This window comes from Achromobacter marplatensis (assembly GCF_049060505.1).
Classification (GTDB): domain Bacteria; phylum Pseudomonadota; class Gammaproteobacteria; order Burkholderiales; family Burkholderiaceae_B; genus Achromobacter; species Achromobacter marplatensis_A.
In genome coordinates this window covers 131,635-154,107 of the sequence record NZ_JBMGRB010000011.1, presented here as the reverse complement: position 1 = coordinate 154,107, position 22,473 = coordinate 131,635, and the positions used below count along the sequence as shown (strand labels likewise).

General features: G+C 64.5%; 20 protein-coding genes and 1 tRNA gene. 14 read left to right on the top strand and 7 right to left on the bottom strand.

Translation table 11 applies throughout. The features are described from left to right. Nucleotides 1-151: 151 nt before the first annotated feature. The gene (locus tag ACI0FO_RS25005) at nt 152-1,345 is read right to left on the bottom strand and encodes an acyl-CoA dehydrogenase (protein WP_105559071.1); all 1,194 of its coding nucleotides are present in this window, start codon (nt 1,343-1,345) and stop codon (nt 152-154) included. A 129-nt stretch (nt 1,346-1,474) separates the two neighbouring features. Then, complete coding sequence (locus tag ACI0FO_RS25000) at nt 1,475-3,157, bottom strand: thiamine pyrophosphate-binding protein (RefSeq protein WP_416031182.1); 1,683 nt, start codon at nt 3,155-3,157, stop codon at nt 1,475-1,477. Between the two features lie 170 nt (nt 3,158-3,327). Here ACI0FO_RS25000 and ACI0FO_RS24995 point away from each other — a divergent pair, with 170 nt between their 5' ends. From ACI0FO_RS24995 to ybaK, 3 genes are read left to right on the top strand one after another with little or no spacing between them, the layout of a single operon-like run. Beyond that, nucleotides 3,328-4,242 carry a LysR substrate-binding domain-containing protein gene (locus ACI0FO_RS24995; RefSeq protein ID WP_416031180.1) on the top strand — a complete coding sequence of 305 codons (915 nt, stop codon included), beginning with the start codon at nt 3,328-3,330 and terminating at the stop codon, nt 4,240-4,242. Between the two features lie 5 nt (nt 4,243-4,247). After that, nucleotides 4,248-5,228 carry a site-specific tyrosine recombinase XerD gene (gene xerD / locus ACI0FO_RS24990; protein ID WP_416031178.1) on the top strand — a complete coding sequence of 327 codons (981 nt, stop codon included), beginning with the start codon at nt 4,248-4,250 and terminating at the stop codon, nt 5,226-5,228. Nucleotides 5,229-5,280: 52 nt separating this feature from the next. Next, complete coding sequence (gene ybaK / locus ACI0FO_RS24985; protein ID WP_310030842.1) at nt 5,281-5,769, top strand: Cys-tRNA(Pro) deacylase; 489 nt, start codon at nt 5,281-5,283, stop codon at nt 5,767-5,769. A gap of 43 nt (nt 5,770-5,812) precedes the next feature. On the opposite strand, the gene ACI0FO_RS24980 is transcribed toward ybaK, so the two are convergent. Together ACI0FO_RS24980 and ACI0FO_RS24975 are read right to left on the bottom strand one after the other, a co-directional pair. Beyond that, on the bottom strand, nt 5,813-6,526 hold the full coding sequence (locus ACI0FO_RS24980) for a GntR family transcriptional regulator (RefSeq protein WP_416031176.1): 714 nt from the start codon (nt 6,524-6,526) through the stop codon (nt 5,813-5,815). 89 nt (nt 6,527-6,615) lie between these two features. Then, the gene (locus ACI0FO_RS24975) at nt 6,616-7,113 is read right to left on the bottom strand and encodes a V4R domain-containing protein (RefSeq protein WP_416031174.1); all 498 of its coding nucleotides are present in this window, start codon (nt 7,111-7,113) and stop codon (nt 6,616-6,618) included. A 225-nt stretch (nt 7,114-7,338) separates the two neighbouring features. On the opposite strand from ACI0FO_RS24975, the gene ACI0FO_RS24970 reads away from it, so the two are divergent. The 7 genes from ACI0FO_RS24970 to ACI0FO_RS24940 all read left to right on the top strand — a co-directional run bounded on the left by ACI0FO_RS24970 (nt 7,339) and on the right by ACI0FO_RS24940 (nt 15,322). Next, entirely contained in the window at nt 7,339-8,895 is a 1,557-nt protein-coding gene (locus ACI0FO_RS24970; protein WP_416031172.1) for an ABC transporter substrate-binding protein, read from the top strand. Then, on the top strand, nt 8,895-9,911 hold the full coding sequence (locus ACI0FO_RS24965; protein ID WP_416031171.1) for an ABC transporter permease: 1,017 nt from the start codon (nt 8,895-8,897) through the stop codon (nt 9,909-9,911). Before ACI0FO_RS24970 ends, ACI0FO_RS24965 begins: the two co-directional genes overlap by 1 nt. Beyond that, nucleotides 9,911-10,807, top strand: a complete 897-nt coding sequence (locus ACI0FO_RS24960; protein WP_416031169.1) for an ABC transporter permease — start codon at nt 9,911-9,913, stop codon at nt 10,805-10,807. The genes ACI0FO_RS24965 and ACI0FO_RS24960 overlap by 1 nt, the downstream gene beginning before the upstream one ends. 4 nt (nt 10,808-10,811) lie before the next feature. After that, nucleotides 10,812-12,734, top strand: a complete 1,923-nt coding sequence (locus ACI0FO_RS24955; protein ID WP_416031167.1) for a dipeptide ABC transporter ATP-binding protein — start codon at nt 10,812-10,814, stop codon at nt 12,732-12,734. 30 nt (nt 12,735-12,764) lie between these two features. Continuing rightward, nucleotides 12,765-14,078: an aromatic ring-hydroxylating dioxygenase subunit alpha gene (locus ACI0FO_RS24950; RefSeq protein WP_416031166.1), complete on the top strand. Its 1,314-nt coding sequence runs from the start codon at nt 12,765-12,767 to the stop codon at nt 14,076-14,078. After that, complete coding sequence (locus tag ACI0FO_RS24945; RefSeq protein ID WP_416031165.1) at nt 14,075-14,581, top strand: aromatic-ring-hydroxylating dioxygenase subunit beta; 507 nt, start codon at nt 14,075-14,077, stop codon at nt 14,579-14,581. Before ACI0FO_RS24950 ends, ACI0FO_RS24945 begins: the two co-directional genes overlap by 4 nt. A gap of 162 nt (nt 14,582-14,743) precedes the next feature. After that, the gene (locus ACI0FO_RS24940; RefSeq protein WP_416031163.1) at nt 14,744-15,322 is read left to right on the top strand and encodes a DJ-1/PfpI family protein; all 579 of its coding nucleotides are present in this window, start codon (nt 14,744-14,746) and stop codon (nt 15,320-15,322) included. Between the two features lie 98 nt (nt 15,323-15,420). On the opposite strand, the gene adhP is transcribed toward ACI0FO_RS24940, so the two are convergent. Beyond that, a complete protein-coding gene (adhP, locus tag ACI0FO_RS24935) occupies nt 15,421-16,446 on the bottom strand; it encodes an alcohol dehydrogenase AdhP (RefSeq protein ID WP_416031331.1) in 1,026 nt (341 codons plus the stop codon). A gap of 262 nt (nt 16,447-16,708) precedes the next feature. On the opposite strand from adhP, the gene ACI0FO_RS24930 reads away from it, so the two are divergent. After that, a complete protein-coding gene (locus ACI0FO_RS24930) occupies nt 16,709-17,098 on the top strand; it encodes a ribbon-helix-helix domain-containing protein (protein ID WP_416031161.1) in 390 nt (129 codons plus the stop codon). 100 nt (nt 17,099-17,198) lie between these two features. Here the strand turns inward: ACI0FO_RS24930 and pbpG are convergent, their stop codons facing one another. Together pbpG and ACI0FO_RS24920 are read right to left on the bottom strand one after the other, a co-directional pair. After that, complete coding sequence (gene pbpG, locus ACI0FO_RS24925; RefSeq protein ID WP_416031159.1) at nt 17,199-18,413, bottom strand: D-alanyl-D-alanine endopeptidase; 1,215 nt, start codon at nt 18,411-18,413, stop codon at nt 17,199-17,201. A gap of 311 nt (nt 18,414-18,724) precedes the next feature. Next, nucleotides 18,725-18,799: transfer RNA gene (locus ACI0FO_RS24920), tRNA-Arg, on the bottom strand. Nucleotides 18,800-19,095: 296 nt separating this feature from the next. On the opposite strand from ACI0FO_RS24920, the gene ACI0FO_RS24915 reads away from it, so the two are divergent. Genes ACI0FO_RS24915 through ACI0FO_RS24905 form a run of 3 tightly spaced genes read left to right on the top strand, consistent with a single transcriptional unit; the run spans nt 19,096 to nt 22,447 of the window. Beyond that, nucleotides 19,096-19,866 (top strand): enoyl-CoA hydratase/isomerase family protein, encoded by a 771-nt coding sequence (locus ACI0FO_RS24915; RefSeq protein WP_416031157.1) that lies wholly within the window; start codon nt 19,096-19,098, stop codon nt 19,864-19,866. After that, complete coding sequence (locus ACI0FO_RS24910; RefSeq protein ID WP_416031156.1) at nt 19,863-21,494, top strand: AMP-binding protein; 1,632 nt, start codon at nt 19,863-19,865, stop codon at nt 21,492-21,494. Before ACI0FO_RS24915 ends, ACI0FO_RS24910 begins: the two co-directional genes overlap by 4 nt. Beyond that, a complete protein-coding gene (locus tag ACI0FO_RS24905; RefSeq protein ID WP_416031154.1) occupies nt 21,491-22,447 on the top strand; it encodes a hydroxymethylglutaryl-CoA lyase in 957 nt (318 codons plus the stop codon). The genes ACI0FO_RS24910 and ACI0FO_RS24905 overlap by 4 nt, the downstream gene beginning before the upstream one ends. Nucleotides 22,448-22,473 lie beyond the last annotated feature (26 nt).

Below are 22,473 nucleotides of genomic sequence, written 5' to 3'. Positions count from 1 at the left end.
GGAAAGTGCACAAAGCGTACGGCGTGTGCAAGCCCGCGCCTATACGGGCTAACGGCAATGCGGTCGGGCACGTGTCGCGGTCCCGCGCGTCCAAAGGCAAAAAAAACCGCCCCGAGGGGCGGTTTCTTATTGGCGATGGCCGGTCAGGCGATCAATAGAACGCCTGGATGCCGGTCTGTGCGCGGCCCAGGATCAGGGCGTGCACGTCATGGGTGCCTTCGTAGGTGTTGACCACTTCCAGGTTCACCAGGTGGCGGGCCACGCCGAACTCGTCGGAAATGCCGTTGCCGCCCAGCATGTCGCGGGCCAGGCGGGCGATGTCCAGCGCCTTGCCGCAAGAGTTGCGCTTCATGATGGACGTGATTTCGACGGCGGCGGTGCCTTCGTCCTTCATGCGGCCCAGACGCAGGCAGCCTTGCAGCGCCAGCGTGATTTCGGTCTGCATGTCGGCCAGCTTCTTCTGGATCAGCTGGTTGGCGGCAAGCGGGCGGCCGAACTGCTTGCGATCCAGCGTGTACTGGCGGGCCGTGTGCCAGCAGGCTTCAGCGGCGCCGACAGCGCCCCAGGCGATGCCGTAGCGGGCGGAATTCAGGCAGGTGAACGGACCTTTCAGGCCGGACACGCCAGGCATCATCTGGTCTTCCGAGATCTCGACTTCGTCCATGACGATTTCGCCGGTGATCGACGCGCGCAGGCCGACCTTGCCGTGGATGGCCGGGGCCGACAGGCCCTTCATGCCCTTTTCCAGGATGAAGCCGCGGATCTTGCCGTCGAACTCGCCGCCGACGCACTTGGCCCACACGACGAACACGTCGGCGATGGGGGAGTTGGTGATCCACATCTTGTTGCCGGAAACCTTGTAGCCGTCGGACGTCTTGACGGCGCGGGTTTCCATGCCGCCGGGGTCGGAACCGTGGTTGGGTTCGGTCAGGCCGAAGCAGCCGATCCATTCGCCGCGCGCCAGCTTGGGCAGGTACTTCTGCTTTTGTGCTTCGCTGCCGAATTCGTTGATCGGCACCATGACCAGCGACGACTGCACGCTCATCATCGAGCGGTAGCCGGAGTCGATGCGTTCGACTTCGCGGGCGATCAGGCCGTAGCTGACGTAGTTCATGCCAGCGCCGCCGTAGGCTTCGGGGATGGTGGCGCCCAACAGGCCGAGTTCACCCATTTCCGAGAAGATTTCCGGATCGGTCTTCTCGTTGCGGAAGGCGTTCAGCACGCGGGGGGCAAGCTTGTCCTGCGAATAGGCGTGGGCGGCGTCGCGCACCATGCGTTCTTCTTCGGTCAGTTGCTGGTCCAGCAACAGGGGATCTTGCCATTGAAAAGAAGGATTCGAGGACATGCTGGGTCTCCGCTATGGATTTCCGTATTCGGAATCTAGAAAGTTTAAACCTAAAATAATTCGGGCGGCAAGTTGGGGTTTGCACGGCAACGCGCAAGCGTGTTGCCGGCCGGGCCGCCCGCTCTGGTATCAGTGCTGGGCTTTGAGCGCCGCGTCGCGGATCTTTTCCAAGGTCGTCGACGGGGTAATGGTTTCCGGATCGATGAAGCAGTGCAGAATCGCCGGTTTGCCGCTGGCCAGCGCCCGTTCGAAAGCCGGACCGAACTGGTCGGTGGTTTCGACGCGTTCGCCGTGGCCGCCGAAGGCGCGCGCGTAATCGGCAAAGTCCGGGTTCTTCAGTTCGGTCGCGGACACGCGGCCGGGGTAGTGTTTTTCCTGGTGCATGCGGATGGTGCCGTACATGCCGTTGTCGATCAGCACCACGATGATGGGCAAGTCGTATTGGACGGCCGTGGCGAATTCCTGGCCGTGCATCAGGAAGCAGCCGTCGCCCGCGAAGCAAACGACCGTCTTGTCGGGCCACACGCGCTTGGCGCCAACCGCCGCCGGCAGGCCGTATCCCATCGAGCCCGACGTGGGCGCCAACTGCGTGCCGAAACGGGTGAAACGATGGAAGCGGTGCAGCCAGGTGGCGTAGTTGCCGGCGCCGTTGGTCATGATGGCGTCGGCCGGCAGCGTCTTTTCCAGATAGGCCATGACCTGGCCCATCTGCAGCGCGCCCGGGGTCGTGATGGTTTCCGGGTCGCTCCATTTCAGGTACGACTCGCGCATGGCTTGCGTGCCTTCTGCCCACACGGGTTTGGCGGGCGCCTTCAGGCCGGCCAATGATTCGGCGAACGCGGCGGGCGATGTGTTGATGGCCAGGTTGGCCCGGTACACGCGGCCAAGTTCGGCGGTGTCGGGATGCACATGCACCAGCTTTTGCTTCGGCACCGGGATGTCCAGCAGCGTGTAGGCCTGGCTGGGATTTTCCGACATGCGGCCGCCGACCAGCAGGATCAGGTCCGCGTCGGCTACGCGCTTGAGCAGCGCCGGATTGATACCCAGGCCCACGTCGCCGATGAAGCAGGGGTGATCGGCCGGGAACAGCATTTGGCGGCGGAAAGACACCGCGGTGGGCAGCGCATGGCGCTGCGCGAAGTCGGCGAACTGCTGCACGGCGCGCGCATCCCAGCGCGTGCCGCCCAGGATGGCGACTGGATTCTTGGCGTCGGCCAGCAGTTTTTCCAGATCGGCCAATTGGCCGGCCGTGGGGGCGGATTCGATCAATTCGTAACGCGGCGCGTCGGCCACCTTGGCGGCTTCGACCAGCATGTCTTCGGGCAGCGCGATCACGACGGGGCCGGGGCGGCCCGACGTGGCGATATGGAAGGCGCGCGAGATCAATTCGGGAATGCGTTCGACCTGGTCGATCTCGGTGACCCACTTGGCCTGGGTGCCGAACACGGCGCGGTAGTCCATTTCCTGGAAGGCTTCGCGTTCGCGCATGCCGCGTTCGATCTGGCCGACGAACAAAATCAGCGGTGTGGAATCCTGCTTGGCGATGTGCACGCCGGCCAGCGCGTTGGACGCGCCCGGGCCGCGGGTGACCATGCAGATGCCGGGTTCGCCGGTCAGCTTGCCATGGGCGTCGGCCATCATGGCCGCGCCGCCTTCCTGGCGGCACACCGTCACTTTGATATCCGCGTCGTGCAGGCCGTCCAGCACCGCCAGGTAGCTCTCGCCGGGAACGCAGAAAACGTGTTTGACGCCCTGGGCGACCAACTGGTCGACCAGAATGTGACCGCCAAGGCGGGAATCTTGCTGAGACATGGTGGGGTGTCGTGGATAGCCGAGGATAAGACTCCCGAGGATATGTGCCCTGGCCGCACAACGCAATTGATAAAATTGCACAATCTATTGATCCCCGGGCACGTAGTGCCCTGTTGCGCCGCCGCAAGCGGCGCGCCCGGCCCAGGCCGGTTTCAGGCTGTCCCCGCCCCATGAGAAACGGCATTCCCAATCTGAGCGCGCTGCAGGCGTTCGAAGCATCGGCCCGGCTGGGCAGTTTTTCCCGCGCGGCCGAGGAACTGTCCCTGACGCATAGCGCCGTCTATCGGCAGGTGGCCAGCCTGGAGTCGCGGCTGGGAGTGCAGTTGTTCACCCGGGTGCGGCGGCGAATCGTGCTGACGGACCACGGGGCGGAATACGCCGGCCGGATCCGTCACCATCTGGACCAGATCGAAAAAGACACGTTCGGGCTGGTCAGCCGTACCGGCATGGGCCGCAGCATCCATATCGCGGTGGTGCCCACGCTGGCCACGACATGGCTGATCCCGCGGCTGGCGGATTTCCAGCGGGAACACGCGGACATTACCGTGAGCTTGTCGGTGCGCACCTTGCCGTTCCAGTTCAAGGATCAGCCTTTCGACGGTGCGCTCTACCATGGCGATGGCCTGTGGCCCGGCACCCAGGGGGTGTTGCTGTTTCCCGAACGGGAATTGGTGCCGGTGTGCGCGCCCGAGCTTGCGGCCCGGGCGGCAATGGCAACGGACACCGGTGTCAGCGCGCTGGCCGGCATGACCCACCTGCATCTGGCGTCACGGCCGGACGCCTGGCGGCAGTGGTATGGCGCCAACAGTCATCTGTATGGTCCGCAGGCGGCGGGCGGGCCGCGCTACGAACTCTTCACCATGGTGATGGCGGCGGTGCAGGCCGGGCTGGGCGTCGGTTTGATGCCGCGCTTCCTGGCGCAGCCGGCGCTGGACCAAGGCACGCTCAAGATGCCGGTGCCGCAGTCGCTGACGGTCAGCCAGGGCTATTACTTTGGTTACCCGCAGCGCAGCGAACGTTCCGACGCGCTCAAGCTCTTCGAAAGCTGGCTGAAGTCGGCCGCCGCTGGCGTCGGGGAAAGGTGAGCCGCATGTCAGAACCCCGCCCGCCGCTGGCTTCCCAAGCCGATATCGACGCTTTCATCGACGCTGTCTGGCTAGAGGACGGCCTGTCGGCGAACACGCTGGCCGCCTATCGCCGCGACCTGACCGGGTTTGCGCGTTGGCTGGAAGACCCGCAGGCCTACGCCCGCGAAATGGCCGACCGCTACGGCGATGCCGGCAACGCCCTGCCAGCCCCGGGTCCCGCCAAACCCCTGAACGAGGCCCAGAAGGCCGACATCGAAGCCTGGTTTGCTTTTCGCCACGAAGAAACCCGCGCCACCACGGCCAACCGCCGGCTGGCCGCGCTGCGCCGCTTTTACGCCTGGGCCTTGCGCGAACATCGCGCCGACCGCGACCCCTGCCTGACGCTCATCGCCGCCAAACAGCCACCGCGCCTGCCCAAGACCTTGTCCGAACAGCAGGTGGACGCCTTGCTGCGAGCGCCTGATCTGGGCCAGTCGCGTGGCGTGCGCGACCGGGCCATGCTGGAAACGCTGTATGCCACCGGTCTGCGCGTGTCGGAACTGGTGAGCGTGCGCGCGCTGGATGTCAGCCTGAACGAAGGCGTGGTGCGCGTGGTGCTGGGCAAGGGCGGCAAAGACCGCCTGGTGCCGCTGGGCGCCGAAGCGGCGCATTGGATCGACCAGTACCTGAAGACCGCCCGACCCGAGCTGGCGGCAGGGCGCCAAAGCGATGCGCTGTTCATCACCAGCCGCGCGGAAGCGATGTCGCGCCAAGCCTTCTGGCAGTTGGTGAAGAAATACGCGTTGCTGGCTGACATCCATGCGCCGCTGTCGCCGCACGTGCTGCGGCATGCGTTCGCCACCCACTTGTTGAATCACGGCGCCGACCTGCGCGTGGTGCAGATGCTGCTGGGCCATGCCGATATTTCCACCACGCAGATCTACACCCATGTGGCGCGCGAACGCCTGAAGGCGCTGCATGCGGCGCATCACCCGCGCGGCTAGCCGCGTCCGCCCGCTGCCTTACACTTTTGTTTTTTCCGATTGACGCCGACCCATGAGCAAAGCCCGCCACGTTTCTGAAACGCCCGCCACCCAGTTGCTGAAGCAGAACAAGGTGGCCTATACGGAACACACCTACGACTACGTGGATCACGGCGGCGCCGGCGAAGCGGCGCGGCAGCTGGGCCTGGATCCGCATGCGGTGGTCAAGACGCTGGTGATGGAAGACGAATCCGCCAAGCCGCTGATCGTGGTCATGCACGGCGACCGCGAGGTCTCCACCAAGAACCTGGCGCGTCAGGCGGGCCTGAAAAAGGTCGAGCCGTGCAAGCCCGAGGTGGCGCAGCGGCATTCCGGTTACCAGGTGGGCGGCACGTCGCCGTTCGGCACGCGCAAAAAAATGCCGGTGTGGGTCGAAGCCGATGTGTTGACCTACCCCGTGGTCTATATCAACGGCGGCAGGCGCGGCTACCTGATCGGTATCGACCCCAACGTGCTGGTCACTGTGCTGGGCGCAAAGCCGGTGTCGGTGGCGCTGGAATAACGGCGGCGCGCTTCGGGGTAGGTGTTGGCGCGCCACGCCTGGATCACGCGCGCTTCTCCTCGTCTTGCTCGGGCGCGGATGGCGCCAGCATCTTTTGATAGGCGCTGTAATAACAGGCGGCTGCCGCGCGGGCGTGGCCCAGCATTCTGATACGCACCCGTTCGGTGTCGCCGGATAAAAAAGCTTCGTACAGGCCCCGCATGCCTTGCAGGATGATGCTGCGGACCTGTTCGTCGTCCATGGTCACCAGGCGCACCACCTGCACGTGGTCGATGTACCGCGATATCACTCCCGCCAGTTCCCGGTTGGGCACCATGGTCAACCAGGCCCATCGGAAATGCGCATTGCGCCGCATGAATTCGTCGACGTCGGTGCGCGCGTGTGCGTCTTCGGCCTGCTCCAGTGCCTCTTTCATTTCGGCCAGCCCCTTGGGGCCGGCGTGCACCGACGCCGAGGCCGCGGCGGCGGGCTCAAGCAGCGTCCGGATCTCGAAGATCTCGTTCATTTCCGCCAGCGTGAAGCGGCGCAGCACGAAGCCGCGCGCCGTGCCTTCAAGCAGGCCTTCGCTTTTCAATTGCATCAGCGCCTCGCGCACCGGCATGCGCGACACCTCCAGCTCTTCTGCGATGTCATGGTCCACCAGCCGGTCTTCCAGGCGGATCAAGCCCATCTGTATGCGCTCTCGGACGATGCCGTACACCCGTTCGCGCAGGTTCGGCTTGCGCGCCGCGTCTCTTGTTGTGGTTGTCGCCTTCATTGCCATCCGCTTTGCCTTGACGGCTTTATTCGCTAAATCGCTTGGTTCGTTCGCCCGGCCGCGTGGTCGCCGTATCGCCACGCGTTTGCTTAATCGCGCCTCGCCTCGAACTCGCAGCAAGGCGCGCCCATGCTGGCGCACCGCGTCTCGCGATACGGGCTTGCTTTGCCCGCGACCAGTGCGCTGACGGCCTCCAGCATACCTGTAATCGCGTGGCAGACCGGGCGGTCCGAGCCGATCGCGGCGGTTGCGAAAGGGCTGTTTTCCACTTGCAGTACGGGGGCGTCGGCGTCTGCCATCCGCCAATGCCACACGCCCCAGCCCAAGTCAGCGGCCGCCTGCGCCATGACCTGCAGGAGGGGGCCAGGGGCCCGCGCTCCAGCAGCCTGATAGGCGCGCGCCGAGGCGCCGCCATGGTCACGGACCGACGCTTGCAGGCTGGCCAGCGCCTGATCGCGCAGGGCCGGGGGCAGGGCGGTGAACAGTCCCATCAGCACGTCGGCGCGCAGCATGACATAGCGGCGATCAGCGTCCAGGATGGCGCCCGCTTCGGGGTGCCACACCAGGCGTTCTTGAAGTTGTCCCATTGCGTCCTCTCTGAAGCCGTGCAGGCCGTTGCAGGAGTGCCCGGAAGCGTTTTTCTACCGGGGTTATCCCTAAACAATATACTGTTGTGCGTTCATATAACCCACTGATACTAGGGTAAATAATTAGTTTAAAGTTCAAGTACTAGTGATTAAATTCACAACAGTATACTGTTCGCGCGGCGATGCCGGGCGCCTTTGCAACGATTCCGACATCGGAGGCCGTTCATGATTGACGCATGGTGGGTACGGGGGGTGGGCAGGACGCTGGTGTCCTGTCTGGTGATGTGCGGGGCGTTGTTCGCGTCGTCGGCCGGCGCGCAGGCGGACAAGGCGGCGTCCGCGGAAGAACTGAAAATTGCGTATCCGGTGGACGTGCCGTCGTGGGATCCCACCGCCGTCACGTTCCCGGCCGGGCAGTCGCTGTACAAGGCGGTCTTCGATTCCCCGTTATTCATCGACGGCGACTTGAAGCTACAGCCCGCGCTTATCAAAAGCTGGCGTTGGCTGGACGACAAGAACATGCGGCTGGCTATCGTGCTGCGCGACGACGCCACCTTTCACGATGGTTCCAAAGTAAGCACCGACGATTTCAAGTTCAGCTTCCTGGACCGCCCCAAGCGCGACAAGCGCCTGGCCATCAACGGTTTTTTTGGCGCCTTGCAAGACATCCAGATCGCCAGCCCGACCGAGGCCACGCTGGTGTTTTCCACGCCGACGCCGACGGCGCCGAACTACCTGGGCTTTCTGACTTCGTACATCCTGCCGCGCGCCTACCTGGAAAAAGTGGGTGAAGACGGCTTCCAGGCGGCCCCGATCGGCGCGGGCCCGTACAAGGTCGTGCGCTATGAACGCGGGTCGCGCGTGGTGCTTGAAGCGTATGACAAGTATTGGGGGCCCAAGCCGGCCATCAAGCGCGTGGTGTTTGAATTCGTGCCGGATTCTTCCGCGCGCGTCGCCATGCTGGAATCGGGCCGCGCCGACGTGGCAGTGCAAATTCCGCTGCGCGAGGTCAATCGCCTGAACAAGCTGCCCAGCCTGAAGGCCGAGGTCTATCCGTACAGCGAGATCTTCATTCTTCAGATTCCCAGCTACGTGCCGGAGTTCCAGAATGAGCACGTGCGGCGCGCCTTGCACCTTGCGATCAACAAGCAGGCCATTTCCAAGGCCTTCTACGCCAGCGTCGCCAAGCCGCTTTCCGTGCTGGCAACGCCGGGGTCTGCCGGAGACGTGGCGGGATTTAACTACGCGTTCGACAAGGGCGCGGCGCAGGCCGAGTTGGCCAAGGCGGGCTACGGCCCGGACAAGCCGCTGAAAATCCAGTTCCTGTCCACCAACAACACGTTTCCCAGCGACTACGAGATGGCGCGCGCCATTGTGCAGATGTGGTCGCAGATCGGCGTCCAGGCGGATCTGCAGGAAATTACCCTGGCCAAGTACCTTGAACTGAGCCATTCATCGAAAGTGCCAGGCGTGATGCTGTACAGCTGGGCCAACGCCACGGGCGACCCGGAAATCTTCGCTGGCAAGATCCTGGACCCGCGCCTGCGGTTCTCTACCTGGAAAGAACCCGAACTGGCCAAAACCATCGACGCACTGGCCGCCCAGGGTGACCCCGAAAAACGTATCCAGGGCTATCGCGACCTGGCGCGCCAAGCCACTGAACACGCGTGGAGCCTGCCCTTGCTGCAATCGGTGGCCACTGTCGCGTCCAAGAAGTCCGTGGACATGAAGGTCTACCAAACCGGCTACATCTTGCCCGCGACGTATCGCTGGAGCCGCTGATGTGGGCGGCGCTGGTGTCCCACTTTGTGCGCCGCCTGGCCGTGGCGGTGCCCACCATGCTGGCGCTGTCCGTCGTGGTCTTCGTGGTGCTCCGGCTGCTGCCGGCGGACCCGCTGGGCATGATGCTGCCGCCCAGCGCGACCAGCGCCGAGGTCGAGGCCTTGCGGCACACCATGGGGCTGGACCGCTCGCTGGTCGTGCAGTACGGCATTTGGCTGGGGCAGGTGCTGCACGGCGACCTGGGGCGATCCATCAGTTCTGGCGCGCCAGTCACGCAGTTGATCGCCACCACCTTGCCCGCCACGCTGGAACTATCGATTGTGGCGCTGATCATGGCGTTGGCCATCAGTGTGCCGGGCGGCTTGCTGTTGTACGTGCTGCATGACCGGCGTGGCGAACTGTTTGCCGATACTGGCCTGGTGCTGCTGATTTCCATCCCCGGTTTTCTGTGGGGCATCTTCCTGATGCTGGCCTTCGGCGTGCATTGGCCCATCCTGCCGTTCTCGGGCAGGTTCAGTTCCGACGTGGATATGTCCGGGCCCACCGGTTTCGTGCTGATGGACTTCTTGCTGCAAGGGCGCTGGCTGGCTTGGGCCGACGCGGCCTCGCATCTGGTGCTGCCGGCCTTGGCGCTTGCGCTGGGTTTCAGCCCCTTGATCGTGCGCGTGCTGCGCGCCAGCCTGCTGGAAGCCAGCCACGAACAATACGTGGCGGTCGCGCGGCTGCGCGGCCAACCTGAACGGCGCGTGATCCTGCGCCACATGCTGCGCAACGCATTTCTGCCCACGCTGACGCTGATCGGCGTGCAGTTCGGCTTTTTGTTCGGCGGCACCTTGCTGATCGAAATGATCTTCTCGTTCCCCGGCATGGGCAACATGATGGTGCAGGCCGTGCGCAACCATGACTTGCCGCTGATCCAAGGCATTTCGCTGGTCTTCTGCGCGGTGATCCTGCTGATCAATGCCAGTGTGGACTGCCTGTATGCCGTAATCGACCCCCGCTTGAGAGACCTCTGATGACGACGCTTAATGTTCAAGCGGCTTCCGTCGCCGCCCGCCTGCCGGGCTGGTGGGCGGCGCTGCGCGCATCGCCCAAGGCCGCGCTGGGCGGCGCCATCGTGCTGGCGTTGCTGGCCATCGCGCTGTTCGCGCCCGTCATTGCGCCCAACGATCCGCTGTCGCAAGACCTGCTGTCGCCGTTGCTGCCGCCGGCGTGGGCGCCGGACGGGCTGTCGCAATACCCGCTGGGTACCGACAGCCTGGGCCGCTGCGTGTTGTCGCGGTTGATCTTCGGCACGCGCGTGGCCTTGTGGGTGGGCCTGTGCGCGGCCATGGGCGCGATGGTGGTCGGCTGTACCTTGGCGTTGGCAGCCGCCTATTTCGGCGGGCGCGTGGACAAGGCCATCGGCTATCTGGTGGACCTGTGGATGTCGTTTCCGCCCGTGGTGCTGTCACTGATCTTGATGGTGGGGCTGGGAACCGGCGTGGCCAATGTGATCCTTGCCATTGTGCTGGTGGACTGGACGCGGTTCTGCCGGGTGGTGCGCGCCGAGGCGCTCAAGATCCGTCGCAACGACTACGTGACGGCGGCGCGGTTGATGGGTTTTGGCCACCTGCGCGTGATGCTGCGCGAGATGCTGCCGGGCCTTGCGCCGTTGATCCTGACGTTGTTCAGCTTGCAGATCGGCATTGCGATCATTGTCGAAGCCATCTTGAGCTTCGTCGGGCTGTCGGTGCCCGCCGACGTGGTCGCATGGGGCGTGATGATCGCCGACGCCCGCAGCACCATGCAGGAAGCCATCTGGACCCTGATCGCGCCGGTCACCGGCATTGTGCTGACGGTGTTCGGATTCAATTTGCTCAGCGACGGCATGCGCCAGATGCTGGACCCGCGCAACCGCGCAAGGAACTGATCTCATGTCGCTATTGAGCTTGCAGGACCTGACCCTGACCGTGGATGTCGACGTGGACGGCCGGCGCCTGCCCGCTGCCGTGTTGCGCGGTATCGACCTGGACATTCCCGAAGGCCGCATGCTGGGCCTGGTCGGCGAATCGGGCGCGGGCAAAAGCATGGTGGGCCGCATGGTGGCGGGTAACGTGCCGCCCGGCTTCAACATCACCCAAGGCACGATCCGCTTTCGAGGCCAGGATTTGAACCGCATGGCGCCCGCACAGCGTCGCGCGATGTTGGGGCGGCAGATCGCATTCATTCCCCAAGAGCCGCTCTCGGGCCTGAATCCAGCGCTGACGGTGCGCCAGCAACTGTTCGAGCACCTGCGCCATGTCGGCATCCCGGCGGCGCAGCGCGAAGCCTATGCCTGCGCGCGCTTGCAGGAAGTGGGCCTGGCTGACGCGCCCGCCATGCTGGCGCGGTATCCGCATCAGATGTCGGGCGGGCAGTGCCAGCGCATCCTGATCGCCATGGCGTTCTGTGGCGACCCGGCGCTGATCTTCGCCGACGAGCCCACCACCGCGCTGGACGTCATCACGCAGGCGCAGATCATGCGGGTGCTGGCGGATCAGCAGCAACGCCATAAGACGTCCGTCGTGCTGGTGACGCATGATCTCCGGCTGGCCGCGCATGTTTGCGACACCATCGCCGTGTTGTACGCGGGCGAAGTGGTCGAAGTCGGGTCGGCGCGCCAGGTGCTGGACGAGCCGCTGCATCCCTACACGCGCAGCTTGAAGGAGTCCGCGCCGGGCATGATGGCGCCCACGCGGGCGCTGCGCACTTTGCCCGACTTCATGCCCGGCCTGCGAGACTTCGCCACGCTGCGCGGCTGCCGGTTCGCCTCGCGCTGCCCGTCGCGCCAGCCGGTATGCAGCGAACGCGCCATCGGACTGCTGGATCGCGGCAGTGAGCGCGCTGCGCGCTGCCTGCCGTCCATCCCGCCATTGGCCGCGTCCACCGACGAGGACGCCGCGGCGTTCCTGGACACGCGCGCCAAGCCGGCCACGCGCGCCGAACCCGTCGTAACGCTAAGCGACGTGGCGTTGAGCTATCCCGGCCGCGCGCGTTTATTCCGCCCCAGAACGCCGCTGCAAATCCTGCATCCGTTGTCCCTGTCGGTCGCGCATGGGGAATTTCTGGGCATCGTCGGCGAAAGCGGCAGTGGCAAGACCAGTCTTGCCCGCCTGATCGCCGGCATGATTGCGCCCTCGGCGGGCCGCATTGCGTATGCCGCATCGACGGACACGCCTCGGGCTGCGCCCGTGCGCGTTCCGCTGGCCGACCCGCGCGATGTGCAACTCGTGTTCCAGAACCCGGATTCGGCGCTGAACCCCCGACGCACCGTCGGGTCGCTGGTGACGCAGATACTGGAAGCCGCACCGCCGGGGGCGACGTCGGAAACGGGGCGTGCGGCACGCCTGAATACCGCGCTGCGCTTGTTGGCATCGGTGGGCATGCCGCCGGACGCCGTCAGCCGCTTGCCTTCGCAGCTGTCCGGCGGCCAGAAGCAGCGCGTCAACATCGCCCGCGCGCTGTGCGTCACGCCGCGCCTGATCGTGGCGGATGAAATCGTGTCGGGCCTGGACGTCTCGGTGCAGGCGCTGATCCTGAACCTGTTATTGCGGCTCAAGCAAGAGTTGGGCATTGCGCTGGTGTTCGTGTCGCATGACCTGGCCGTGGTGCGCTACCTGTGCACGCGCGTGCTGGTGCTGCATCAAGGGCGCATTGTGGAACAGGGGCCGGTTGATGAAGTTTTTGATCGGCCAAGCCATCCCTACACCCGCGCGCTGATCGCGGCAGTGCCGCCGGATTCCGCCGGTCGCGCCTGGTCGCCGATCCCGGCTGACGCCATGCGGGATCCGAACGCGGTGCAGGCCGCCGCAGCCTGAACCGCAAGAATGAAACGCACAGGAGACGCTATGACGAATGGTTCCAATCAACAAGGGTTCGGGCATCTGGTCGGGCCGGATCAAGTGCACCGCGACCTGTACATCGACCCCGAGGTGTATCGCGCCGAACAGGCGCGGTTGTGGACGCGGTCCTGGGTGTATGTCGGCCACGAAAGCCAGACGCCCGCCGTGGGCGATTACACCACCACCGACATCGCCGGACAGTCGATGATCATGTTGCGCAGCAGTGCGGATGACGTCGTCGTGTTGATGAATCGGTGCGCACACAAGGGCAGCCAATTGGTGCACGAACGCCAGGGCAATTGCGGCAAGCTGCTGCGCTGCCCCTATCACGCCTGGACTTACCGGCTGGACGGAAGCCTGTTGTCCATCCCGCTGAAGAACGACTACGAAGGCACCAACCTTTCCGCGTGTCCCTCCGGCAAAGGGCTGGCGTCGCCCGGGGGCTGCGTCAACTACAAGGGTTTCGTGTTTGCGCGGATCAGTGAAGACGGGCCGGATTTTGCGTCCTACTTCGGCGAAGCGCTGGCTACGCTGGACAATATGGTGGCGCGGGCGCCTGATGGCCAGTTGTCGGTACTGGGCGCGCCGCTGCGCAACCGGATCGGATGCAACTGGAAGCTCTATCTGGAAAACGTCAACGACACCGTGCATCCGATCTCGACGCACGAGTCGGCCGCCAGCGCCGCCAAGCACGTGTCGCAAAGCCTGCCGGAAGACGGCGACACCGTATTGGCCATGGAGCAATTGCTGCCCTTTGGCGCGGGCTACAGTTTCTATTCCGAGATGGGCGCGCGGGTGTTGCCGCACGGGCACAGCATCCTGGGCACCAAGTTCAGCATTCATACCGGCTATGCGCCGCTGCCCGATTACCAGGCCGAGCTTGAAGCGCGCCATGGCAAAGAGGGGGCGCAACAGATCTTGGCGTTTTCACCGCAGAACACCGTGCTGTATCCCAGCCTGGCGGCCAAGGCTTCGCCCATGATCCTGCGCGTACTGCGGCCGCTGTCGGTCAACGAGACCTTGATTGAAACGTGGGCGTTCGCGCCCAAGAATGCCCCGGCCCGTCTGCGCCAGCGCGCCGCCTCCTACGCCCGGCTGGTGTTCTCTCCCATGTCTATCGTGGCGCATGACGACGTGCACCTGTTCGAAAGCCAGCAACGCGGCCTGGCCTGTGACGGCAATGAATGGCTGAGCCTGCATCGCGGCTATCGTGAAGGCGAAGGCCAGGCGGGCGCCAGTTCGATGGAAAGCGGCAATAACGAATGGGTCATCCGCAATCAACATCGCGGCTGGTTGAATCTGATGGGAGACGTTGCGTGAATACAGATGTGATGCCTGCCGAGGCGACGACGTTGCAGGCGGCCTTGGCCGCGTTCGTCTACCACGAAGCCATGTTGCTGGATACGCAGCGCTATGACGATTGGCTGTCGTTATACGTGTCGGACGGCCTGTACTGGATGCCGCTGTCGCCGGATCAGCCCATGCGGGATGAGTCGCCGTCCTTGCTATACGAAGACCTGTTGCTACTGCGGCTGCGCGTCGAGCGTTACCGCAACCCCCGCGCGCACTCGCTGCATCCGGCCGTGCGCGGCTTGCGTATCTTGCAGGCGCCGCAGATAGAAGAGGGCGAACCCGGCGCCGTCCTGCACCAGACGCGCACGCCTTTTTTGTACGTTGAAACGCAGGGCGATTCGCAGCGCATGCTGGCCGCCACGGCGCATCACACGATTGAAGGGCGGCCCGGCGCGTTCAAGCTGCGCATGAAAAAAGTGGTGCTGCTGAACGCCGACGCCTGCCTGCCGGCGATTCAGCTGCTGCTGTAGGGGGGCGCTACGCGGCAGGCGGCACGCCGCCTTGTCCCCGCGCGGTATCCCATTACCACCATCCATCTCCCGGCCCCGGGCACAATGGCCGCTAGAACATCAAGAACCGGGGCCCACGACGCTGGGCACGCAACCGGCCGCCCCCATCCCAAGGAGATAATCATGAGCAAAAGACTATTGATGCTGGTCGGCGATTACGCCGAAGACTACGAAACCATGGTGCCGTTCCAGACGCTGCTGGCCGTGGGGCACACGGTGCACGCGGTCTGCCCCGATAAGAAAGCCGGCGACACCATCGCCACCGCCATTCATGATTTCGAGGGCGCGCAGACCTACAGCGAAAAACGTGGTCACAATTTTTCGTTGAATTTCGACTTCGATCGCGTCGAACCCTCGTCCTACGACGGCCTGGTGATCCCGGGCGGCCGCGCGCCGGAATACCTGCGCTTGAATGAAAAAGTCCTGGATATCGTGCGGTATTTCGATCAGGCCGGCAAGCCTATCGCCGCAGTTTGCCATGGGGCGCAGTTGCTGGCTGCCGCCGGTATCCTGAAGGGCCGCACGTGCTCGGCGTACCCGGCCTGCGCGCCGGAAGTGCGCCTGGCCGGCGGCACCTACGCCGAGATCGGTATCGACCAGGCCTACACCGACGGCAATCTGGTGACGGCGCCGGCGTGGCCCGCGCACCCCGCATGGCTGTCGCAGTTCCTGGCAGTGCTGGGCACGAAGATCACGCATTGATGGCGGCCGCCGGTTCGGCGGTATGAATGACGCAAGGGCCTGGGGTGGTTGCCGCCCCAGGCCCTTGTGGTTGCGATCCTGTTGCGCGTGTTGGCGGGTCAGGCGAAATCAAGCACGATGCGGCCTTCGATCTGGCCTTGCTTCATGCGGTCGAACACGCTGTTGATGTTCTCCAGGCTTTCCGTGGCGACGGTGGCGTGCACCTTGCCTTCTTCGGCGAACTGCAGGGACTCCTGCAAGTCCAGCCGCGACCCGACGATGGAGCCCCGCACGGTGATGCCGTTCAGCACCATGTCGAAGATCGACAGCGGGAAATCACCGGGCGGCAGCCCGTTCAGCGCCACGGTGCCACCGCGGCGCACCATGCCCAACGCCTGCTCGAACGCCTTGGGCGATACGGCCGTGATCAGCGCGCCATGGGCGCCGCCGATTTCGCGTTTCAGATAAGCGGCGGGATCGGTGGTCTTGGCGTTGACGGTGACTTCCGCGCCCAGGCGGCGGGCGAAGTCCAGTTTGGCGTCGTCGATGTCGACCGCGGCCACGTTCAGGCCCATGGCCTTGGCATACTGCACCGCCATGTGGCCCAACCCGCCGATGCCCGAGATCACCACCCAGTTGCCCGGGCGCGTGTCGGTCATCTTCAGGCCCTTGTAGACCGTGACGCCCGCGCACAGCACGGGGGCAATGTCGATGAAGCCGACGTTCTTGGGTAGGAGCCCGACGTAATCAGCGGCAGCCAGCGCGTATTCGGCAAAGCCGCCATTCACGGAGTAGCCCGCGTTCTGCTGTTGTTCGCACAGGGTTTCCCAGCCGCCCAGGCAGTGTTCGCAATGACCGCATGCCGAGTACAGCCACGGAATGCCGACGCGGTCGCCTTCCTTCACGTGGGTGACGCCCGCGCCCACCGCGACGACGTAACCAACGCCTTCGTGGCCGGGAATGAATGGCGGGTTGGGTTTGACGGGCCAATCGCCTTCCACGGCGTGCAGGTCGGTGTGGCAGACGCCGCACGCCTCTATCTTCACCAGCAATTCGCCCGGACCGGGGCGGGGCACGGCGACTTCTTCGATTACCAAGGGCTTGCCGAATGCGCGTGCCACTGCGGCCTTCATGGTCTTGTTCATCACACTCTCCGGGGTCAGTTCAGTTTCACCATGCTCGAACGTGAACGCATTCGTCACCATGATTTATATCAACCTGGACGGTGAGCGGCATCGATGCGAAACGTGTGGTTGCAGAATGGCCAACGTCAAATAGGGCCGGACCGGGCGGCATCGTGCGCCGCGGGGCCTTCCGGTCTCTTGCGGGCGGCGCGCCAAACGTCGTAAAGTGGCCCTGGCGTGCCTGCCCCGGGCGGCCGCTTTGCCCCTTGGCACCGGAGCTCTCATGTGTGAAATCTTCATCCGCGCCAGCGAACAGTCCTACGCGCCTGAAACCCGTTCGTTGCGCCTGCATGGCGTGGCGACCAGCTTGCGGCTCGAACAATTGTTCTGGCAGGTGCTGGAAGAGATCGCCGGCCGCGATGGTATGCGCGTCACGCAGCTGATCGAACGCCTGTACGACGAGCTGGTCGAATATCGGGGCGAGGCCGCCAACTTCACGTCGTTCTTGCGCGTGTGCTGCCTGCGCTATCAACTGCTGCAAGCCGAAGGCCGGATTCCGCTGGATGCCGCAGTGCCGATCCGCTCGTTGAATCCGCAAGCCGTGCTGGAAGGATTGCCGACGTCGCTGTACGACACGAAGCCGCTGCGCGCGAAGCGGCCGGTTGCAGCCTAGCGCTATGCGGCGGGTCGTTCGCCGCCTGGCGCCTGGCGATAAAAAAGCCCGATCGATGATGAACCGATCGGGCTTTTTGTATTGCCGGGGCGTGGGAGATTCAACCGCCCGGCTGGATTGACGCCAGCGCCACTTCGTTTTGCACGATGCGGCGAATGCGCACGGCATCGCCGATGCGCGACAGTTTGCCTTGCGAGTCCAGCAACACGATGGCCAGGTCACGGCCATTGATGCGGGCCAGCATCACCAGGCATTCGCCGGCTTCATTGATGTAGCCGGTCTTGGACACCTTGATGTCCCAATCAGGCTTACGCACCAGCAGGTTCGTGTTGCGGAAGGTCTGCGTGCGGTTGTTGATCTCGACCTCGTACTCGGTATCGGTCGAGTAGCGATGGATCAGCGGACGTTGCGACGCCGCGCGCAGCAGCCGAGCCAGATCGTGCGGTGACGACACGTTATTGCTGGACAGGCCCGTCGGTTCGATGAAGTGCGTGTTGGTCATGCCCAGCGACAGCGCCTTGGCGTTCATGGCGGCCACGAAAGCGGGCAGGCCGCCCGGATAGTGGCGGCCCAGCGCGTTGGCGGCACGGTTTTCGGAAGACATCAGTGCCAGGTGCAGCATGTCGCCGCGCGACAGCTTGGTGCCTACGCGCAGGCGCGACGTGGTGTGCTTGAGGCCATCGACGTCCTCGTCGGTGATCTCAAGCATCTCGTCCATCGGCAGGTTGGCGTCAACCACCACGACCGCGGTCATCAGTTTCGAGATGGACGCGATGGGGCGCACGACATTCTCGTTCTTGGCAAACAGGACGGTCGACGTTTCCAGGTCTTGCACATAGGCGGTGCTGGAACGCAGCGCGGCAGCTTCGGCGCGCACGGACACGGCGGGCGGCGGCATGGCGGCGGAGGCCGCGGCGACCGCAGCGCGCTGCCCGCGCGATGATCTCGGCGTGCTGTTTTTGCCACCGGCGGCGCCCTTTTTGGGCGGCGTGCCCTTGGCGGCCACCTGCTTGCCGCCTTTGGGGGGCGCTTTCTTTGCGGTAGACGACGACTTGGGCGTGCCCTTCTTGGCGGCCGGTGCGGCTTTCTTGGCGGCCGGCGCGGCTTGTTTGCCTGCCGCGGCCTTGCCCGAGCCGGATTTCGCGGCCGGCGTCTTTTTAGCTTGTTGCGCCTTGCAGGCCGCCGATTTGGCGTTCGTCTTGCAAGGGTCGGAATTTTTCGCGGCCAGCGCGGCCGGGGGGAGGAGGAGCGCGCACATCGCCAGCGCCGCTGGCGCTACCGCGTTCGCAATTGCACGTTTCCAGGTAAATGCCATGGTTTGAGCAGGCTTGTCAGTCTGTGAGGAAGTGTTTCTTAAGCCGGCGTGTCGTCGGTTCAGAAAAAATCCAGAGGAATTAGGGGCTTACGCGTCGAATTTAAACAGCACATCAAGTTGTGCGCAAGGCGATTCGCTATCATCGCCGAAAAAAATAACGGTGACATATTGACGCCGCTTCAATTCGTCACAAGACGCGACATAAGACGCTAACGGCGCAACGCGCGTGAGCGTAGCCCGGATTAACCCTCATCCGGCTGAACGTGCGGTGTTTTCAGGGAAGGTACGGCGTCGGAACCGAAGCCGGGGGGTGGCCTCGCCGGGTGGAATCGAACCACCAATTGACCCTTAGGAGGGGCCGGTTATATCCATTTAACTACGGCGAGACGGTCAAAACCTGGGTGTCGAAGCGGCCGCGCAGGGGCGAATTTCTTCTCTAGTGCCTTGATATTGCAGGAAAACACCCGGGCGGAGTGTATCACTATTCAAGGCAAATCCTGGCCGCTGACAGGGCGCAAGTCTAGCAGAGGCGCCACGGGCTTGGGCCTAAAGCGGTGAATCCGTCTGCGTCGCCGCCCAGGGCCTGCGCATCTGGCCATGATTTTGCTTCGGAAAAGTAGTGGATTAAATCAACTATATGCCGTAAAGTTGATTTCAAGACCCAGAACCTTCAGGAGCAGGCATGACCCCGACTTTTCACACGATCTTGCTGGACGTGCAGGACCGTGTCGCCACGGTGACGCTAAACCGGCCCGACAGCCGCAATGCGCTGAACGCCCAGATGTGCGCCGAATTGGTGCAGGCCATGGGGGTGCTATCCATGGACGCTGACGTGCACGTGGTGCTGATCCGGGCGGCGGGTCCGGCATTTTGCGCCGGCGCGGACCTGAAAGAGCGCAAGACCATGAGCACCTCGGAGATGACAGCAAGACGGGTGCAAGGTTTTGCCGCCTACGGCGCCATCGAACGCATGCCGCAGCCGGTGATCGCCGTGGTGCATGGGCCGGCATTCGGGTCGGGCTGCGAGATCGCGGCGGCGTGCGATTTCGTGCTGGCCTCGTCCGACGCCATCTTCTGCTATCCCGAGGTGGGGTGGGGCACGGTGGGCGCCACGCAACGGCTGCCGCGGATCGCCGGCGCGCGCAAGGCCAAGGAACTGCTGTTCACGGGCCGTCGCTTTGATGCAGCCGAGGCGTGCGAGATCGGCCTGGTGAATCAGGTACATGCGCCGGAGGCGTTGCCCACCGAGGCCCTTGAGATGGCGACGAAGATCGCCGCCGCGTCGCCGTTGACGGTCAGGCTGACCAAACGCAGCATCGATCAGGGCTTGGCCACCACACGCGAAGGCGCCATGGCGATCGAGTTGCTGGCCATCGAAGAAAACCTGCGCGGCACCGATTGGCGGCAGGCGATCGCGGGGTTCGGCGCGTCGGACCAAGGGAGCCGCGCATGATCGCCACGCCGATTACGTTGTCCGAAGCCTTGGCGCGGGCGGCGCTTGAACGTCCGCGGGCCGAGGCGTTCGTCGCCCCGGGTGAACGCCATGATTGGCTCGCGATGCACGGGCAGGCGCAGCGCATCGCGCGTGCCCTTCATGCCGCCGGCGTGCGGCATGGCGACCACGTCGGCGTGCTGTTGGGCAATAGCGGCGTGTGGGTGCAGATTTTCTACGCCTGCGCGATGCTGGGCGCCGTGACGGTCCCGGTCAACACGCGCTTCAAGGCCGAAGAGCTGGAATTCTGCTTGAAACAGGCGGACGTCAAGCTGTTGCTGACTGCGGACACCTTCCTGGGCATCGATTTCCTGGCATTGCTGACGCAAGTGGAACCGGCGCTGGATATCGCGCTTGGGCTTCCCGGCGAACGCCTGCCCTGCCTGCGCCAGGTCGTGGTGCTGGGCGACCATTGCGCCCGGGGCGCAATGCCTTGGCATGATTTCCTGGCGGCCGGCGACACCGTGGACCGTGATGCGCTGCAAGCTTGCATGCAAGCCGTCGTTCCTGACGACGTGCTGCTGATCCAGTACACCTCCGGCACGACCTCCTTTCCCAAGGGCGTGATGCTGACGCACGCCAACATGCTGACCAACGCGTGGGCCGCCGCGCAGCGCATCGGCGTGACCGCCGACGACCGCTACTTCAGCATCCGTCCGTACTTCCACGTGGCCGGCACCACCTTGTCGATCCTGGTCAGCCTGGTGACGGGTTGCTGTTTGCTGACGCTGCCCAAGTTCGACGTGGCGGACGCTTTGCGGATGTTGGATGTCGAGCGCTGCACGCTCACGTCCGGCAACGACACGATCTTCCTGATGTTGATGGGCCACCCCGAATTCGACCGGTCGCGCATCCATTTGCGCGGCGGCTGGGCGGCGGCGGGGCCGCAGGTCATGCAGAAAATCCGCGATGTCATGGGCGTGCCGGGCATGTGCAACGCCTATGGCCAATCCGAGGCTTCGCCCAACATTACGCTGTCGTCCCATGATGATCCATTTTCGTTGCGCGCGGCGGGTTGGGCATTGCCGCATCCGGGCATGGAGGTGCGGGTGGTGGATCCCGGCACCGGCAAGCCGGTGCCGGTGGGCCAGGCCGGTGAAATCCAGGCGCGCGGCTGGAGCGTCATGAAGGGCTACTACAAGATGCCCGAAGCGACCGCGCGTGCGCTAGGGGCCGACGGCTGGCTCAGCACGGGCGACTTGGGGGAAATGGATGCCGAAGGGCGGCTGCGCATGGTGGGCAGATTGAAAGACATGTTTCGTGTCGGCGGGGAAAATGTCGCGCCCGCCGAGGTGGAAGAAGTGCTGCACGCGCATCCTGCGGTGCGCATGGCGCAAGTCGTGGGGGTGCCCGACGCGCGCCTGGGAGAAGTGCCCGCGGCGTTTGTGCTGCTGAAGGACGGGCAGGATTGCTCGGCGGAGGACTTAACGGCATGGTGCAAAAACCGTTGCGCCAACTACAAGGTGCCGCGCCATGTGGCCGTGGTCGATAGCTTCGAACACATCGGCATGACGGGCAGTTCGAAGGTGCAGAAGAATAAGTTGCGCGCGCATGCGATCGCGTTGTTCGGCCTGGAGCAGGCGGCATGAGCGCGCGTGACGTGGTGTTGTGCGAATGCTTCGCCCGGGACGGCTTGCAGCACGAGTCCGACTTCATCGGCACCGCGGTCAAGGCGGACCTGATCGACCGCTTTGCGCGGCTGGGATTCGAGCGGGTAGAGGCGACGTCGTATTCCAACCCCAAGGTGGTGCCGCAGTTCGCCGACGCCAGCGAACTGCTTGCGGTACTGCCCCGCCGTGCGGGCGTCTGGTACAAGGCGACTTGCGCCAATGCCCGCGCCGTGCAACGCGCGCTGGCGGATCAGGATGCCGGCATCGGCGCCAACGAGATCAGCCTGCTGGTGTCGGCCAGCGCCTCGCATTCGCTGCGCAACCTGAAGCGCGAACGCGCCGCGCAATGGGAGAACATCGCGGAAATGGCCGCCTTGGCCAGCGGCCGTCTGCGAATGGTCGGCACGATTTCCGTGGCTTTCGGGTGCCCGTTCGAAGGCGCCGTGGATCCGGATTCGGTGATGGACGATGTGGAACGGTTTGCGCGGTTGGGCGTCGGCATCGTTACGTTGGGCGACACCACGGGCATGGCGACGCCGGCTGCCGTGCGCGAGCTGTATGGCCGCATGGCGCGTGAATTTCCACAGTTGACGCCGGTGGCGCATTTTCACGACACGCGGGGCACCGGCCTGGTGAACTACGTGTCGGCGCTGGAAGCGGGCGTGCGGCATTTCGACTGCGCGTTCGGCGGTGTCGGCGGACATCCGGCCAAGGTCCGTTACGGCGGCGGCCACACGGGCAACGTTGCCACCGAAGACCTGGTCAGCCTGTTCGAATCGATGGGCGTGTGCACGGGGCTGGACCTGAATGCGCTGGATGAGGTCTCGGGCTTGTGTCAGCAAACGCTGGGCCGGCCATTGCATAGCCGGGTTGCGCTAAGCGGCATGAATCCGCTGATTCCTGGCGTGCGCCAAGCGTGGGCGGCGTCATGACAAGCGGGCGGCGCATTTGTATATCA